Here is a 17,256-nt window from a genome sequence, read left to right as displayed (position 1 = left end):
ATGCTGCCCGCTTGAAGCTGCAAGTGCCCGCGTTGTGAGACGCGGGCATTTTTTTAGGGTTCGTCGTGGCCATCGCTGAATTGCAGGGCCGCCAGCCGCGCATACAGCGGGTTGCTGGCAATCAGCTGCTGATGGGTGCCCACTGCGACCAATTTCCCTTGATCCATCACCGCAATCCGGTCGGCGTTTTTTACCGTGGCCAGGCGGTGGGCGATCACCAGGGTGGTGCGCCCCTGCATCAGTTGCGGCAACGCCTGCTGGATCAAATGCTCGCTCTGCGCGTCCAAGGCACTGGTGGCCTCGTCCAGCAACAGAATGGGCGCATCCACCAGCAAGGCCCGGGCAATGGCCAGACGCTGGCGCTGACCGCCGGAAAGGCCCAGGCCGCCATCTCCCAGATGGGTCTGGTAACCGTCAGGCATTTGCAGGATGAAATCGTGGGCATGGGCAATGCGCGCCGCTTCTTCGACCTGGGCAAAACTGGCCTGCGGGTTGCCGTAGCGGATGTTGTCTTCGACGCTGCCAAAAAACAGCGCCGGGCTCTGGGACACCAAGGCAAAGCAGCGACGCAGATCCAGCGGGTCGAGATCGGTCAGCGGCTGGCCTTCGAGCAGCACCTGCCCCTGCTGCGGGTCATAGAAACGCAACAGCAAGTCGAACAGGGTGGACTTGCCCGCCCCGGACGGGCCGACCAGGGCCAGGGTTTCGCCAGCCTTGACGCTCAGGTTCAGGCCCTCGATGGCATAGCGGTCGGGACGCGAGGGGTAGGAGAAATACAGGTCTTGCAGCTCCAGACGGCCACTGACCCGTTGCGGCAACTTGATCGCGCCAGTCGCCGGCGCCTGGATGTCATTGCTCGACTGCAACAGCTCGGCGATCCGCTCTGCCGCCCCGGCAGCCCGTTGCAACTCGCCGATCACTTCGCTCAAGGTGCCAAAGGCGCTGCCGACGATCAGGCTGTAGAACACAAAGGCCGCCAGCTCACCGCCGGAGATGCGCCCGGCAATCACATCCATGCCGCCCACCCACAGCATCACGCCGACGGCACCCAGCACCAGCACAATCACCAGGGTGATCAGCCAGGCACGCTGGACGATGCGTTTGCGCGCCGTGGTGAACGCCTCCTCCACCGTCCGCGCGAAGCGCTGCTCATCCTGCACCTGATGGTTGTAGGCCTGCACGGTCTTGATCTGGCCCAGGGTCTCGGACACGTAGCTGCCGACGTCGGCAATCCGGTCCTGGCTCTGGCGCGACAAACTGCGCACGCGGCGACCGAAGATCAGGATCGGCGCCAGCACCAGCGGCAGCGCCACCACCACAATGCTGGTGAGCTTGGGGTTGGTGATAAACAGCAACACAATCCCGCCGATCACCATCAACGCGTTGCGCAGGAACAGCGACAAGGATGAGCCGATCACCGATTGCAGCAATGTGGTGTCGGCGGTCAAGCGCGACTGGATTTCCGAGCTGCGGTTGTGCTCGTAGAACCCCGGATGCAGGTAGATCAGGTGGTTGAACACCAGCCGACGAATGTCCGCGACCACCCGCTCGCCGATCCACGACACCAGGTAAAAGCGCGCAAACGTGCCCACCGCCAGGCCCAGCACGAGGATCATGAACAGGCCGATGGACTGGTTGAGCAGGTGCGGCGATTGGGTCATAAAGCCCTGGTCCACCAACAGGCGAATGCCCTGGCCCATGGACAAGGTAATGCCTGCGGTGACGATCAGCGCGAGCAAGGCGCCGACGGCCTGCCAGCGATAGGGGGCAATAAAGCGGGTGGCCAGGCGAATGGCGCGGCGTTGACGGGCTGAAAGCATGGAAAGCATCACCTGAGGAAGACAACCCCAAGCCTACACTGCAATCGGATTGAACTTGGGCAAATCACAATGAGTCAGGTTAATTATGCCCGGCAAGACTAGGCCCTAGAGGCTATCGGTCTAAACTCCGGCTGGAAATCCAGCGTGATTTCTGCTGGAGTGGGCATTCGATCCGTCGACGGGCCATGGAGTTGTAACAGCTCGGTCACGCGGGGGAATTAGAGTAGGTACACAACCTGATGAGGAGACAGGCCATGTCCTTGCAAACCAGCAGCACTGACAAAGTTGAAGTAATCCGCCAGCCACAGCAGTTGCCTTGCTCGTACATCGATGCACAAGGCCGTGAAGTGCAGATTACCGAAGAGATGATCCAGGGCGCCTGCGCCGAACTGGAGCAGAAACTGGTCAAGCCTGCCCAGCAAGGCTGATACGCCCCAGCTCTTTCAGACCCGGCCCAGGTGGCCGGGTTTTTTATGCCTGCGCTATGTCGATCAGCAAAGGCTTGCGCCCAAGCTGGTGACGAGGGTCTGCAAGGCTGCCGACTCACCGCTGATCCGCACCTTCAAGCCGTCAATCTCGCGGCGGTCCGGGTAGTGCTTGCGCAGCAGGTCGAACGCCTTGCGCTGCTCCTCCACAGTGCCCACGAGGCTGCGGCGGAAATCTGCATCATCGCGCCGCGGGTCGTAGACGCTGCGGCACAGCGTCGCCAGGGCCCAGGCCGGGTCGGTGCTGGCATTGAGGTTAACCTCCGCCAGCCAAGGCTCAGGCAGCAAGTCACTCAACTGAATGCTCGCCGGCTGCCCAAGGTGCGCGCACAGCGCCTGGTAGATCTGCGCCGTGCCGCGCTGCTTGCCGTCCAGGCTGTAGCCGGCGATATGCGGGGTCGCCAGCACGCACAACTCGGCCAGCTCGACATCCACTTCGGGCTCGCCTTCCCACACATCCAGCACCGCCTGCAGGTCTTCGCGGTCCAGCAACACCTCGCGCAGCGCCGCGTTATCCACCACCGGGCCGCGGCTGGCGTTGATCAGCCAGGTACCCGGCTGCAACTGCTCCAGGCGCTGGCGATCCAGCAGGTGCCAGGTCGAGCCACTGCCGGATTTTTTCAGCGGGGTATGCAGGCTGATCACATCACATTGCTCGATGATCTGTTCCAGGCTGACGTAATCACCGTCTTCGGCGACCTGGCGTGGCGGATCGCAGACCAGCACTTTCCAACCCAGGCCCTTGAGCACCTTGACCAGGCGCCCGCCCACTTCACCGGCACCGACGATGCCATACGTCCGCTGGTTCAGGTCTGCGCCCTCGATTTCAGCCAGGGTCAACAGGCTCCCCAGCACATAATCCACCACCCCCCGGGCGTTGCAACCCGGCGCGCTGGACCATTGGATACCGGCCCGCTGAAAGTAATCGAGGTCCAGGTGATCGGTGCCGATGGTGCAGGTGCCGACGAACCGTACCGGCGTGCCTTCCAGCAGCGCGCGGTTGACGTTGGTCACCGAGCGCACCAGCAGCACATCGGCCTGTTCAATGGCGGCGCGGTCAATGGCCCGACCGGGCACGCGGCGGATCTCGCCAAACCCTTCGAAGAACGCATCGAGCAGCGGGATATTTTCGTCGGCAACAATCAGCATGGCAGGCTCCTTTGGCGGACCCGCAGTGTACAGGCACCAGCCTGCGGCGCGTTTACAAATCCGCTACACAGGTATTTTCCTGACCCATCCGTCAAGGCGTAGAATGCGCCGTCCTGAGTTCTCCCTTATCGGACATCTGTACGTGAACACTGCCACCACAACCCTCTCCCGCCCTGCCCGCGTTCGCCGGGAAGTCCACAGCCTGCTGGCGCTGGCCCTGCCGATCATGATCGGGCAACTGGCAACCACCGCCATGGGTTTTGTCGATGCGGTGATGGCCGGGCGCGTCAGTGCGCGAGACCTGGCGGCGGTGGCCCTGGGTAACTCCATCTGGATTCCGGTATATCTGTTGATGACCGGCACCTTGCTGGCCACTACCCCAAAAGTCGCGCAGCGCTTTGGCGCCGGCAGCCACGCCGAGATCGGCCCGCTGGTGCGCCAGGCGTTGTGGTTGGCGCTGGTGGTGGGAGGCACCGCGTCATTGCTGCTGATCAGTGCCGAACCGATCCTGCATGCGATGAACGTTGATCCCGAGCTGATCGCCCCCTGCATGGGCTACCTGCACGGCATCGCGGCGGGCATGCCGGCGGTGGCGCTGTACTACGTGCTGCGCTGCTTCAGTGACGGCCTGGGCCGCACGCGCCCAAGCATGCTCCTCGGCCTGGGCGGGCTGGCGTTGAATATTCCGCTGAACTACGTGTTCATCTATGGCCATTTCGGTGTGCCGGCCATGGGCGGCGTGGGCTGCGGCTGGGCCACCGGAATTGTGATGTGGGCAATGATGCTGGGCTTCGTCGGGTGGACCCGCTGGGCCCCGGCCTATCACGCCAGCGAGCTGTTCAAACGCTTCGACTGGCCGAAATGGTCGGTGATCAAGCGTATCCTGAGCATCGGCCTGCCGATTGGCATCGCCGTATTTGCCGAGTCGAGCATCTTTGCGGTGATCGCCCTGCTGATCGGCAGCCTGGGCGCAACCGTGGTCGCCGGGCATCAGATCGCCCTGAACTTCAGTTCCCTGGTGTTCATGATCCCCTACTCCCTGAGCATGGCCGTGACCGTGCGGGTCGGCCAGGCCCTGGGCCGTGGCGAACCCCGTGAAGCGCGCTTCGCCGCTGGCGTGGGGATGGGCACCGCACTGGCCTATGCCTGCCTATCGTGCAGCCTGATGCTGTTGTTTCGCGAGCAGATCGCCACGATCTACACCGCCGACCCGCAGGTGGTCCAGGTGGCGGCGATGCTGATTGTGTTTGCGGCGCTGTTCCAGTTCTCGGATGCGATCCAGGTGACGGCCGCCGGCGCCTTGCGTGGCTACCAGGACACCCGGGTGACCATGGTCCTGACCCTGTTCGCCTATTGGGGCTTGGGCCTGCCGGTGGGTTACTTGCTGGGGCTGACCGACTGGCTGGGCCAGCCCAGCGGCCCGAGCGGCTTGTGGCAGGGCCTGATCGTCGGCCTCAGTTGCGCGGCGGCGATGCTGGTGGTGCGCCTGGCACGCAGTGCGCGCAAGCGTATCCGCACGGCGGTTTAAGCGAGCTTCTTGCGGATCCAGTACAGGTAAGTCCCCGCCTCTTCGCGCTGTTCCACCAGCTCATGGTCCAGGAACACGCAGAACTTGGGGATATCGCGGCGGGTCGAGGGATCAGTCGCGATCACCTTGAGCAGGCCGCCGGGCGCCAGGTCACGGATGTGCTGGTGCAGCATCATTACCGGCTCCGGGCAGTTGAGGCCGGTGGCGTCGAGGGTGCCGTCGACGGCAGGGTCAAAAATGTCGCTCATCACTCACTCCTACAAGGTCGTCTTTAGCGGGCCTTGGGTTTCTTTACGTCCAGGCGGCGCAGGTGGCAGGTCACTTCCTCACGGTCGTGGTACAGCTGCTTGCAACCGATTTCTACCCGGATGCCCCGCGCCTTGAAGCCTTCTTCGATGCGCTCCAGCAGGCGTTTTACTTCGGCGTAGCGCTGTTTCATCGGCAACTTGAGGTTGACCACCGCTTCGCGGCAATGCCCCTCGCCAATCCAGGTTTCCAGCAGGGCCGCGTTACGAGCCGGTTTCTCGACGATATCGCAGACCATCCAGTCCACCGGCTGCTTGGGGGTGAAGGTAAAACCGTCCGCCATCAAGTGTTGCACCAGGCCGGTGTCCATCAGGCTTTCGGCCATGGGGCCGTTATCAATCGCCGTCACCAGCATGCCGCGATTGACCAACTGCCAGGTCCAGCCGCCTGGCGCTGCGCCGAGGTCTACCCCTGTCATGTCGCCGTGCAGGCGCTCGTCCCACTGGTCGCGGGGGATAAAGTGGTGCCAGGCCTCTTCCAGCTTCAAGGTCGAGCGGCTGGGCGCGTCACGGGGGAATTTCAGGCGCGGGATGCCCATCGGCCACATCGCCGAGTTGTTTGACTCGGCCAGGCCCATAAACACTTCGCGACCGCTCTTGAAGGTCAGCAGCAGGCGCGGCTTGCTCGGGTCTTCGACCAGTTTGCCGGCGGCCAGCAGGGCCTTGCGCAGATGCACTTCGAATTTCTTGCAGAAGTTCGACAGTTCCTTGCCGTCGTTGGTATCGACCATCTCCAGCCACAGGCTGCCGCACACCGGGAAATCCCGCAGGTGCGCGAGGATCACGCTGATGCGGTCGGTTTCCGGCAAGTCGATGAACACCCCACGCGCCCACTGCCTTGGGAATATCAGCTCGGCAAAGCGTTGGCCGCGCATCAGGCGCTGGGCGCCGTCTTCTTCGGTGCAGACAAATTCGGCGCAGGCGCTGCCGGTCTTGGCCTTGGCATAGCCGGAAACGTTCAGGCGCGCGGCGTGTTCCGCGATCTCGGAACAGACTTCGCCTTCAAAACCCGGGCGGCAGTGCATAAAAAGGGTGTTCATTGAATCTCCTGGCAACTGGCTTGCTCTATCGCAATGCCTGTCATGAAAACGCGCGCATGATAGCTGAGTTCGGAACCTTGGACTTGCCCATAGAGTCCAGTAATTAGCCTGCTACTGAAAACCGGGCTAGCTTATAAGCTCTGTTCGTCCCGTCAGGTCCGTAGCCGTGCGGACCATAAGGAGTCATGTAATGTCATCCGTTGATAGCCTGAGAACCCTTAAGACCCTGCAAATCGACAGCAAGACCTACCACTACTTCAGCCTGCCCGAAGCCGCCAAGAGCCTGGGAGACCTGGACAAGTTGCCGATGTCCCTCAAGGTGCTGCTGGAAAACCTGCTGCGCTGGGAGGACGACAAAACCGTCACCGGCGCCGACCTCAAGGCCCTTGCCGCCTGGCTCAAGGAGCGCCGCTCCGATCGCGAAATCCAGTACCGCCCGGCCCGGGTATTGATGCAGGACTTTACCGGCGTACCCGCCGTGGTCGACCTGGCCGCCATGCGCGCCGCCGTGGCCAAGGCCGGTGGCGATCCGCAGCGCATCAACCCGCTGTCGCCGGTGGACCTAGTGATTGACCACTCGGTGATGGTCGACAAGTTCGGCAATGCCGACGCCTTCGAGCAAAACGTCGATATCGAAATGCAGCGCAACGGCGAACGTTATGCGTTCCTGCGCTGGGGCCAGAGCGCCTTTGATAATTTCAGCGTCGTGCCGCCGGGTACCGGCATCTGTCACCAGGTCAACCTGGAGTACCTGGGCCGCACCGTGTGGACCAAGGACGAAGATGGCCGCACCTACGCCTTCCCCGACACCCTGGTGGGCACCGACTCCCACACCACCATGATCAACGGCCTCGGCGTGCTGGGCTGGGGCGTGGGCGGTATCGAGGCAGAAGCGGCGATGCTCGGCCAGCCGGTGTCTATGCTGATCCCGGAAGTGATCGGCTTCAAGCTCACCGGCAAATTGAAAGAAGGCATCACCGCCACCGACCTGGTGCTGACGGTCACGCAGATGCTGCGTAAAAAAGGCGTAGTGGGCAAGTTCGTCGAGTTCTATGGCGACGGCCTCGCCGACCTGCCCCTGGCCGACCGCGCCACCATTGCCAACATGGCCCCGGAATACGGCGCCACCTGCGGCTTTTTCCCAGTGGATGACGTGACCCTGGACTACCTGCGCCTGTCTGGCCGGCCTGCCGCCACCGTCAAGCTGGTCGAGGCCTATACCAAGGCCCAGGGCCTGTGGCGCAACGCCGGTGAAGAACCAGTGTTCACCGACAGCCTGGCCCTCGACATGGGCACTGTCGAGGCCAGCCTGGCCGGGCCGAAACGCCCACAGGACCGGGTCTCGCTGCCGGATGTGAGCCAGGCCTTCAACGACTTCCTCGACTTGCAGTTCAAGCCTGCCAGCAAGGAAGAAGGTCGCCTGGAAAGTGAAGGCGGTGGCGGTGTTGCGGTGGGCAATGCCGACCTGGTGGGTGAAGCCGACTACGACTTCGAAGGCCAGACCTATCGCCTGAAAAACGGCGCGGTGGTGATTGCGGCGATTACTTCGTGCACCAACACCTCCAACCCGAGCGTGATGATGGCCGCCGGCCTGGTCGCGAAAAAAGCCGTGGAAAAGGGCCTGAGCCGCAAGCCCTGGGTAAAGAGCTCGCTGGCGCCCGGCTCCAAGGTGGTCACCGACTACTACAACGCCGCCGGCCTGACCCCCTACCTGGACCAACTGGGCTTCGACCTGGTGGGCTATGGCTGCACTACCTGCATCGGCAACTCCGGGCCGCTGCCTGAGCCTATCGAGAAAGCCATTCAGCAAGCCGACCTGACGGTAGCGTCGGTGCTGTCCGGCAACCGAAACTTCGAAGGCCGCGTGCACCCGCTGGTGAAAACCAACTGGCTGGCCTCGCCACCGCTGGTGGTGGCCTATGCCCTGGCCGGGACCGTGCGCATTGATATCAGCAGCGAACCCCTGGGCACCGGCAAGGATGGCCAGCCGGTCTACCTGCGCGATATCTGGCCCAGCAGCCAGGAGATCGCCGACGCGGTGGCCCAGGTCAGCACCAGCATGTTCCACAAGGAATACGCCGAGGTGTTTGCCGGTGACGCACAGTGGCAAGCCATTGAAGTGCCGCAGGCCGCGACTTATGTGTGGCAGGAAGACTCCACCTATATCCAGCACCCGCCGTTCTTCGATGACATCGCCGGGCCGCTGCCGGTGATCAAGGATGTGCAGGGCGCCAATATCCTGGCCCTGCTTGGCGACTCGGTGACCACCGACCACATCTCCCCTGCCGGCAATATCAAGGCCGACAGCCCTGCCGGACGCTACCTGCGCGAACAGGGTGTGGAACCGCGGGACTTCAACTCCTACGGCTCGCGCCGCGGCAACCATGAAGTGATGATGCGCGGCACCTTCGCCAACATCCGCATCCGCAACGAAATGCTCGGCGGCGAAGAAGGGGGCAACACCCTCTACATTCCTACCGGCGAGAAGATGCCGATCTACGATGCGGCCATGAAATACCAGGCATCCGGCACGCCATTGGTGGTGATCGCCGGCCAGGAATACGGCACCGGCTCCAGCCGCGACTGGGCCGCCAAGGGCACCAACTTGCTGGGGGTCAAGGCGGTGATCGCCGAGAGCTTCGAGCGCATCCACCGCTCCAACCTGGTGGGCATGGGCGTGCTGCCGTTGCAGTTCAAGCTGGACCAGAACCGCAAGGCCCTGCAGCTGACCGGCAAGGAGAAGATCGACATCCTCGGCCTGACCCATGCCGAGATCGAGCCACGCATGAACCTGACGCTGGTGATTACCCGCGAAGATGGCCGTAGCGAGAAGGTCGAGGTGCTATGCCGGATCGACACCCTCAATGAAGTTGAATACTTCAAGGCAGGCGGGATTCTGCACTATGTATTGCGTCAGCTGATCGCTTCATAACGCGTCAAGCCATACAAAACACCGCCTTCGGGCGGTGTTTTCATTTTTGCCTCCAGGTACCGCCGCTATAATACGCACCCGTTGCAAGAACCGGCTTGCCGGTTCCTGCAAAAGCAATTGCGTCATTTTTAACGTCACAAGGATTTTCAATGCCCGCTTTACCCTGGCTGTACCTGGCACTTCTATCCATCGGCTATGCACTGGCCCTGGCCTACGGGCAACTGGGTTTACTGGCCCTGGTGTCCATCGGCCTATTGCTGGTGGCAGGTTACGCCGTGCGCCAACAACACATCCCATGGGCGCGCTACCTTGGCCATGGCTTGTTTATCGTGCTGGCCCTGGGCCTGGCGATGCACTGGCTGCCCGGTTTCTACAACGGTCGCGGGATCGACCCGCAGCGCTTCAGCGCTGATGCCGTGCCCTTCTCGATGTACCTGAACCAGGACAAACCGTTGATTGGTTTCTGGCTGCTGCTGGTCTGCCCGTGGATCGTCGCTCGCCGCCCGTTGCGCCTGTCGATCTATGCCACGGCCCTGGCCTTGACCCTGACCACCATCGCCGCCCTCGGCGGGGCGGTGCTTCTGGGCATTATCAGTTGGGCGCCCAAATGGCCGGACCAGGCCTGGCTCTGGGTGTTGAACAACCTGTTACTGGTGACCCTGGTTGAGGAAGCACTGTTTCGCGGCTATATCCAGGGCGGCCTGAGCCGGCGCTTCAAGCAACTGCCTTATGGCGAAAACCTCGCCTTGCTGCTGGCCTCGCTGCTGTTTGGCCTGGTGCATGTGGGCGCGGGTTGGCAATGGGTGCTGCTGGCCAGTATCGCCGGCGCGGGGTACGGCCTGGCCTACCGCTTCGGCGGCCTGGGCGCAGCGATTGCCACACACTTTGGCTTGAACCTGCTGCATTTCGGGCTGTTTACCTACCCGATGCTGGCGGGCTGAGCCGCCACTCTGCACTGAACACAAAGCCGCCTTCGGGCGGCTTTTGTGTGTTCGGGGTTCGATAAAACCTAGCCGTACGGTCAGTGGTCGCACCTACCCCCGTTCGGCAGAATGCCTAGGAGCTTTCGTACTCACCCAACCAGCAAAGCTTTCAATTGCCGGGACTGCGATGAGGGAACCCACGCCTGTGTGTCAGGTACCCAATAAGAACCCACGCCCATGACTCTCAAGACCCTGTCCATCTTCGGTACTCGTCCGGAGGCCATAAAAATGGCGCCGCTGGCGATCCAACTGGCAGCTGATGCCGATTTCGACGCAAGAATCTGTGTCACCGCGCAGCATCGCGAGATGCTGGACCAAGTGCTTGAGCTGTTTGAGCTGGTACCTGATTACGACCTGAACATCATGAAGGCAGGCCAAAACCTGACGGATGTGACCACGGCCATCATCCAGGGGCTGCAGGCGGTGCTGGATGACTTCAAGCCGGATGTGATCCTGGTTCACGGCGACACCGCCACCACCTTCGCCGCCAGCCTGGCGGCCTATTACCGGCAGATCCCGATTGCCCACATCGAGGCCGGGCTGCGCACCAACGACCTGTACTCGCCCTGGCCGGAAGAAGGCAATCGACGCCTGACCGGCAGCCTGGCGACGATCCACTTTGCGCCCACGCAAACATCCCGGCAAAACCTGCTCAATGAAGGCGTAGCCCCGGACAGCATCCATGTCACGGGCAACACCGTGATTGATGCGCTGCTCAGTACGGTGGAGAAACTGGTGCCGATCCGCGCCAGGCTTGATCGGCAGTTTGCCTTCCTGCCCCTGGGGCAACGCATGGTGCTGGTGACGGGTCATCGCCGCGAGAACTTTGGCGAAGGTCTGGAGCGTATCTGCCAGGCCCTGGCTCACAGCGCCCGGTGCTTTCCGGACGTGGCCTTTGTTTACCCCGTGCACCTGAACCCCAACGTACAGCAGCCGGTGAAACGTCTGCTGGCGGGGATCGACAACGTGTACCTGATCGCCCCCCAGGATTACTTGCCCTTCGTGTACCTGATGACCCGCGCCCACCTGATCCTGACCGATTCGGGCGGCATCCAGGAAGAAGCACCCGCCCTGGGCAAGCCGGTGCTGGTGATGCGCGAGACCACAGAGCGCCCCGAAGCGGTCGCGGCAGGCACCGTCAGGCTGGTAGGCACCGACATCGGTTGCATCACCCATCACCTCAACCAATTGCTGGAGAACGAAGCCGAGTATCGGCAAATGAGCATCGCCCATAACCCTTATGGCGACGGTAACGCTTGCCTGCGTATTCGGGCAGCGCTACTGGACCTTCCACAAAAAAACGAGGCCGCCGCATGAGTGTCGAGAAGATTTGCGTCATCGGCCTGGGCTACATCGGCCTGCCAACCGCAGCCATTTTTGCCTCGCGCAAAAAACAGGTGGTCGGCGTGGATATCAACCCGCGCACCGTGGACATCATCAATCGCGGGGCCGTGCATATTGTCGAGCCCGGGCTGGAGCTGCTGGTTCACGCGGTGATCACCCAAGGCTACCTGCGGGCAACCACCACGGTGGAACCTGCGCAGGCGTTCCTGATCGCCGTCCCCACGCCATTCAAGGACAACCATGAACCCGACCTGAGCTATATCCGGGCAGCGGTCGAAACCCTGGCCCCGGCGCTGAAAAAACGCGACCTGGTCATCCTCGAGTCCACTTCCCCGGTGGGCACCACCGAGCGCATGGCCCAGTGGCTTGCCCGGGCGCGCCCCGATCTGACCTTCCCGGCAACCCACGGCGAAGCCAGTGATATCCGCATCGCCCACTGCCCGGAGCGTGTGTTGCCGGGCCATGTACTACGCGAACTGGTGAGCAATGATCGGATCATCGGCGGCCTGACGCCGGCCTGTTCGGCCGCCGCAGCGCAGTTGTACCAGACGTTCGTCGAAGGCCAGTGCCTTGTGACCGACGCGCGTACGGCAGAAATGTGCAAGCTCACGGAAAACAGCTTTCGCGACGTCAATATTGCCTTCGCCAATGAGCTGTCAATGATCTGCGCACAGTTGAGGATCAACCCTTGGGAGCTGATTCGCCTGGCCAACCATCACCCGCGGGTGAACATCCTCCAGCCAGGTCCGGGTGTGGGCGGGCACTGCATTGCCGTCGATCCGTGGTTCATCGTCAGCCAGACCCCGGAACTGGCGCGCCTGATCCGTACGGCCCGCGAGGTCAATGAGTATAAGCCGCAGTGGGTGATCCAACAGGTCAAGCTGGCGTTGGCCACGCTGCTGCTCAAGCGTACCGACCTGCAGGCAGGCAGCGTACGGATCGCCTGCTATGGCCTGGCGTTCAAGGCCGATATCGACGACCTGCGTGAAAGCCCCGCCCTGGGTATCGCCCGGCAACTGGGCAAGGAGCTGGGGGTAAAACTGCTGCTGGTAGAACCGAACATCGAGGGGCTGCCCGCCGACATGGCGATGCACGCGCTGACCGATACCACCGACGCCCTCGAGCGGGCGCAGATTCATGTCGTGCTGGTCAGGCATCGCGAATTCATGTCGATGCCCGCCCTGCGCGATGGCCTTCTGGTGATTGATGCTGCCGGCGTGCTGGCGGCTTGAGAACGAATCAAGGATGAATGCGATGGAACGCGCCTTACACAAGCAACTGCGCCAGGACCTTGAGGAGCAACGCGCGAACAGCGAACAATTGCAGGCGGCCCTCACCCGCGCTCTTGAGCAGATCGCCACGCTTGACGACAGCCTGAACAGTGCCAATGCCAAGCGCCACCTGGCAGAACAGCGGCTGATCAAGACTCGCGCCAGCCTCACCTATCAATTGGGCTACCAGTTGAAGACCGGCACCCGCTCGCTGGGCGCATTGCTGCGCCTGCCGGCGATCTTGTTCAGGCTGTACCGGCAAGCCCGTAGGAACCGCCCGATTTGCACCCCCACAAAGGTTGAGCATGTACGGCAGTCGCTGCCTGCCACCGCGCCGGTTATCGCGACCCCCGCGCCCCGCTCGCTGGCAGAGGCCGAGCATGTCCACCGCCATCTGCTGCCAGGCGCCCAGGAGAATGCCAAACAATTAAGAATGGCCTGCGTGATGGACGCATTTACCTACGATGCCTACCGCCATGAATGCCAGTTGCTGCAACTGACCCCGACCCGCTACCTGGCGGAACTCGAAGCGTTCCAACCCGAACTGCTGTTTATCGAGTCGGCATGGCGCGGCCAGGATGACGTGTGGCGCAACAAGGTGGGGCACAATTGCGAAGAGCTGCGGGGCGTCGTGCAGTGGTGCAGGGAACACCACGTGCCTACAGTGTTCTGGAACAAGGAAGACCCCGTGCACTACGACACCTTCCTGAATACGGCCAAGCAATTCGACTTTGTATTCACCACCGATATCGACTGCATTCACCGCTATAAAGGCGCACTGGGACACGACCGCGTCTACCTGCTGCCCTTTGCCTGCCAGCCGGCGGTGCACAACCCGATTGAGCTGTATGAACGCAAGGACGGGTTCTGCTTTGCCGGTTCCTACTACGTCCGTTATCCCGATCGGATCCGCGACCTCGTCAACCTCATCAGTGAACTGTCACGTTTGCGCCCCTTGGAGATCTACGACCGCAACCTCGGTAAACAAGACTCCAACTATCAGTTCCCTGTGGAGTATCAACCTTACATCGTGGGGACCTTGAGAGCCGATCAAATGGCCCTGGCCTACAAAGGCTATCGCTACGGGATCAATCTCAACTCGGTCAAGCAATCCCAGTCGATGTTTGCGCGACGCGTCTTCGAGCTGCTGGGCTCCAACACCCTGACTGTCAGCAATTTCTCCCGCGGCCTGCGCATGCTGTTGGGGGATCTGGTTATCGCCACCGACAACAGTTCGCACATGCTCAACCAGCTCAAGACACTGGCGGACAACCCGCAATACAGCGCCAAACTGCGCCTGGCCGGCTTGCGCAAGGTGATGCAGGAACACACCTACGCTCATCGCTTGCGGTATGTCATGGCCAAAGTCACCGGCACGCCTCAAGACGATCCCTTGCCCACGATCTGCATCATCGCCAACGCGGTCAACAACGCCGAGCTGCTGGCACTGACCCGGCACCTGCAGCGCCAGCGCTACAGCAATATCCTCATGACGGTAGTGGTGCACTCGGGGGCAACCGCTACGGACCCACGCTTGCGCCTGATCAGCCGCAAGCAATTGAACGCCATTACCGTGGCTGAACTGGCCAACGGCGCAGCCTGGGTGGGCGGGATGCTCGCCGAGGACTATTACGGCCCCCACTACTTACTCGACCTGGCCCTGGCCACGCGCTACAGCCAGACCAGCGTGATCGGCAAGGTGGCACACTACGCAGCCGACGAGCATGGCATCCATCTACAGAACGCAGGGCAAGACTACCGTTGCAGCAGTGCCATCGCCGCCCGTTGCGCACTGATCAAACCCTCGTCGCTGGCCGGGCAAACTGCCTGCGCCTGGCTCCACGCCCTGCCCTCCCTCGAGTACCGAAACCCTCTGGCCCTGGCAACCGATGCCTTCAACTACTGTAAAAATGCGGCTGGCGCCAACCCACAGCACGTCAGCGCCGTGGTGGATGATGTTGAGGTGGCTAGCGGTATCACCCTCGACACACTGCAACGTCACGCAGAAACCATCCCCCCGCTGCAAGTGAGTGTCAGCACGCCGTACATCAGCGGCGAAGCCTTGGCAAAGCTGTTTGCCCCACTAGGCAGTAGGTTGCTGCAAGCCGAGGTCGACGCAGGTACCTGGCACATCTGTTCAACCCTCGCGGACGGTCGGCATGAATACCACTATGCCCGGCAGGAACTGCCCGTGGACCAACTGGCTAGCAGCGCTCCCCTGAAGCTGTTCCTCGATGCCACCCCAGGCCTGAATATTCAGTTGGTCATCCTGTTTCTAGATGCGCAGAAACAACGCATCAGCCATCAGCTGCACACGGCTAATTGCAACCTGAGCTGTGATGTCCCCCCCGAAACGGCCTGCGTGCGCCTGGGGATCCGCGCTTACGCAAGTGGCAGCACAACAATCAAGGCGCTGGTCCTGGGCCATCGCGATACGCAGCCATCGACCCTACTCGGCAAAGCCGGGCACTTGCTGCTGAGCAACCATTACCCGGCCTATGACGACCTGTACCGGAACGGCTTTTTGCATACCCGTGTGAGCGCGTATCAAGCGCAAGGGCTAGCGGTGGATGTGTTCCGCCTGCGGCCAAATGAGCCGGTCAGTTACCAAGAGTTTGAAAACGTCGATGTCATCACCGGCTCCCAGGCAGCCCTGGCAAACATGCTCGGGTCGGGGTCATACCAATCGGTGCTGGTGCACTTCCTGGATCCGCAGATGTGGGAGGTGTTGCGCAAGCACGCCCTCCCCACAATTGTCTGGGTCCATGGCTCCGAAATCCAGCCATGGTGGCGGCGGGCGCACAACTACCTCAGCGCAGAACAACAGCAACTGGGCACACTTGAAAGCGAGCGGCGCTTGGGTTTCTGGCGCAACCTGTTGAACCCCATGCCGGCCCATTTGCAACTGGTGTTCGTCTCCCATCACTTTGCCGAGGAAGTCATGGAAGACCTGGGTTTTCGCTTACCCAAAAACCAGTACCGGATCATTCACAACCCGATTAATACCCAGTTGTTTTCCTATCAGGAAAAACCGCCTGAACAACGCAAGAAAATCCTCTCGATCCGCCCCTATGTATCGCGCACTTATGCCAATGACCTGAGTGTCAAGGCCATCCAGTTGCTGGCGCAAAAACCCTGGTTCAGTGAACTGCAATTTCGCCTGATCGGGGACGGGCCTTTATTTGAGGAAACATTGGCCCCCCTGCGCCAATACGCGAATGTGCGGATTGACAAGGGTTACTTGAAACAATCCGAAATCGCCGAACTACATAAAGACTATGGGGTGTTCCTGTGCCCCAGTCGCATGGACACCCAGGGTGTTTCTCGCGACGAGGCAATGGCCTCGGGCTTAGTGCCGATTACTAATCGAGTCGGCGCAATACCGGAGTTTGTCGATGATGAATGTGGTTTTCTCGCGGCCCCAGAGAGCTTCATCGAGCTGAGCGACGCCATTGAAACCCTGTTCCTGAACCCCCGCACGTTCCAGGAAAAGTCCCTGCGCGCCAGACAACGGGTGGTTATGCAAAGTGACACGCTGCAGATATCACAGGCTGAACTCAACCTCATACGAGACTCAAATGACCATCGAGAAAGCGTCGACATTACAGATCACCCTGCTATCGACTCTGGGCTGGTGCATGTCATTGGCTCGTAAATTCATGCGAGTCACTCCGACCGCCACCTTCACCGCCCATACCGCCCACTTCTGCGCGCAAGGCCTATTGATCGTGACCTTCCTGTTGCCGATCAAAATACTCATCCTGTTGGGCTCCGAGTCGATACCCGAGTATTTACCCCCGGCCCTCAAGTCATTCAGCAAGCCCTGGCTGATTATCGGCCTTAGTTTATTGACCGCTCTGTTTTATGGCTTGTACTTACTGTCCGAGCTGATTGCGTCGCGCTATTCCAGAACGGGCGCCTACCAACTGATGAAGCACAACCAAAAGTCCCACAGCTTGAGTCATCAGCGACCGTTGGCGGTACTGGCGTTTTCCAGGTTTACCCGAGGTTTGTCAGCGGCCAGCTTCGTGACAATTACCCTCGGCGCACTCCTTTACATCTACCCCGCGTTACTGACCATTGCCCTTACTTACATTGCGGTCGTCACGACACTGATCATCGTTTTATACAACCGCAAAGACCGCATCCGCTCAATTGTGCAGCGCCACCATCATGCGCTGCTCAATGCCCTGTCCTCCCTGGGTTTCCTGGGAACATTTGCCTTTATGGTCATGGACTTTCTGTACATGACCCCTACCCCCATCTATATCGCCCTTATCTCGTTGATTCTGGTCCGGCAAAGTCTTGCCCGGCTCAAGTCGATGATTGAGGACGCTATTTATCTGAAAAACCATCAGCAGAAAATCAATGCCCTGTTCTTCGCCCATTGATTCTCAAC

The 17,256-nt window shown here is 61.2% G+C and carries 12 protein-coding genes; 8 read left to right on the top strand and 4 right to left on the bottom strand.

What is annotated here, in order from left to right; translation table 11 throughout:
* Positions 1 to 53: 53 nt before the first annotated feature.
* Positions 54 to 1,829, bottom strand: a complete 1,776-nt coding sequence (locus PSFL_RS20460; protein WP_164844806.1) for an ABC transporter transmembrane domain-containing protein — start codon at positions 1,827 to 1,829, stop codon at positions 54 to 56.
* Positions 1,830 to 2,074: 245 nt separating this feature from the next.
* Here PSFL_RS20460 and PSFL_RS20455 point away from each other — a divergent pair, with 245 nt between their 5' ends.
* Positions 2,075 to 2,248 carry a PA1571 family protein gene (locus PSFL_RS20455; protein ID WP_032863322.1) on the top strand — a complete coding sequence of 58 codons (174 nt, stop codon included), beginning with the start codon at positions 2,075 to 2,077 and terminating at the stop codon, positions 2,246 to 2,248.
* A gap of 63 nt (positions 2,249 to 2,311) precedes the next feature.
* Here PSFL_RS20455 and pdxB read toward each other — a convergent pair whose 3' ends face one another.
* A complete protein-coding gene (gene pdxB / locus PSFL_RS20450) occupies positions 2,312 to 3,454 on the bottom strand; it encodes a 4-phosphoerythronate dehydrogenase PdxB (protein ID WP_057438514.1) in 1,143 nt (380 codons plus the stop codon).
* A gap of 142 nt (positions 3,455 to 3,596) precedes the next feature.
* On the opposite strand from pdxB, the gene PSFL_RS20445 reads away from it, so the two are divergent.
* Positions 3,597 to 4,982 carry an MATE family efflux transporter gene (locus PSFL_RS20445; RefSeq protein ID WP_057438638.1) on the top strand — a complete coding sequence of 462 codons (1,386 nt, stop codon included), beginning with the start codon at positions 3,597 to 3,599 and terminating at the stop codon, positions 4,980 to 4,982.
* Here PSFL_RS20445 and tusA read toward each other — a convergent pair.
* Positions 4,979 to 5,230, bottom strand: coding sequence for a sulfurtransferase TusA (tusA, locus tag PSFL_RS20440; RefSeq protein WP_057438513.1), 252 nt, complete (start codon positions 5,228 to 5,230; stop codon positions 4,979 to 4,981). The two genes, PSFL_RS20445 and tusA, sit on opposite strands and share 4 nt — an antisense overlap.
* A gap of 23 nt (positions 5,231 to 5,253) precedes the next feature.
* A complete protein-coding gene (gene rlmM, locus PSFL_RS20435) occupies positions 5,254 to 6,327 on the bottom strand; it encodes a 23S rRNA (cytidine(2498)-2'-O)-methyltransferase RlmM (RefSeq protein WP_029300064.1) in 1,074 nt (357 codons plus the stop codon).
* 190 nt (positions 6,328 to 6,517) lie between these two features.
* Here rlmM and acnA point away from each other — a divergent pair, with 190 nt between their 5' ends.
* The 6 genes from acnA to PSFL_RS20405 all read left to right on the top strand — a co-directional run bounded on the left by acnA (position 6,518) and on the right by PSFL_RS20405 (position 17,248).
* Positions 6,518 to 9,259: an aconitate hydratase AcnA gene (acnA, locus tag PSFL_RS20430; protein ID WP_397470420.1), complete on the top strand. Its 2,742-nt coding sequence runs from the start codon at positions 6,518 to 6,520 to the stop codon at positions 9,257 to 9,259.
* 149 nt (positions 9,260 to 9,408) lie between these two features.
* Complete coding sequence (locus tag PSFL_RS20425; protein WP_115128688.1) at positions 9,409 to 10,200, top strand: CPBP family intramembrane glutamic endopeptidase; 792 nt, start codon at positions 9,409 to 9,411, stop codon at positions 10,198 to 10,200.
* 219 nt (positions 10,201 to 10,419) lie between these two features.
* Positions 10,420 to 11,559, top strand: coding sequence for a non-hydrolyzing UDP-N-acetylglucosamine 2-epimerase (gene wecB, locus PSFL_RS20420; RefSeq protein ID WP_057444914.1), 1,140 nt, complete (start codon positions 10,420 to 10,422; stop codon positions 11,557 to 11,559).
* Positions 11,556 to 12,818, top strand: a complete 1,263-nt coding sequence (wecC, locus tag PSFL_RS20415; protein WP_198830894.1) for a UDP-N-acetyl-D-mannosamine dehydrogenase — start codon at positions 11,556 to 11,558, stop codon at positions 12,816 to 12,818. Before wecB ends, wecC begins: the two co-directional genes overlap by 4 nt.
* A gap of 22 nt (positions 12,819 to 12,840) precedes the next feature.
* On the top strand, positions 12,841 to 16,512 hold the full coding sequence (locus PSFL_RS20410) for a glycosyltransferase (RefSeq protein WP_397470419.1): 3,672 nt from the start codon (positions 12,841 to 12,843) through the stop codon (positions 16,510 to 16,512).
* Entirely contained in the window at positions 16,436 to 17,248 is an 813-nt protein-coding gene (locus PSFL_RS20405) for a hypothetical protein (protein WP_128592863.1), read from the top strand. The genes PSFL_RS20410 and PSFL_RS20405 overlap by 77 nt, the downstream gene beginning before the upstream one ends.
* The last annotated feature ends 8 nt before the right edge of the window (positions 17,249 to 17,256 follow it).

This window comes from Pseudomonas sp. DD1, from assembly GCF_044510355.1.
GTDB classification, from domain to species: Bacteria; Pseudomonadota; Gammaproteobacteria; order Pseudomonadales; family Pseudomonadaceae; genus Aquipseudomonas; species Aquipseudomonas shahriarae.
The sequence above is the reverse complement of the archived record's forward strand: the minus strand, read 5'-3'. Positions and strand labels throughout refer to the sequence as shown.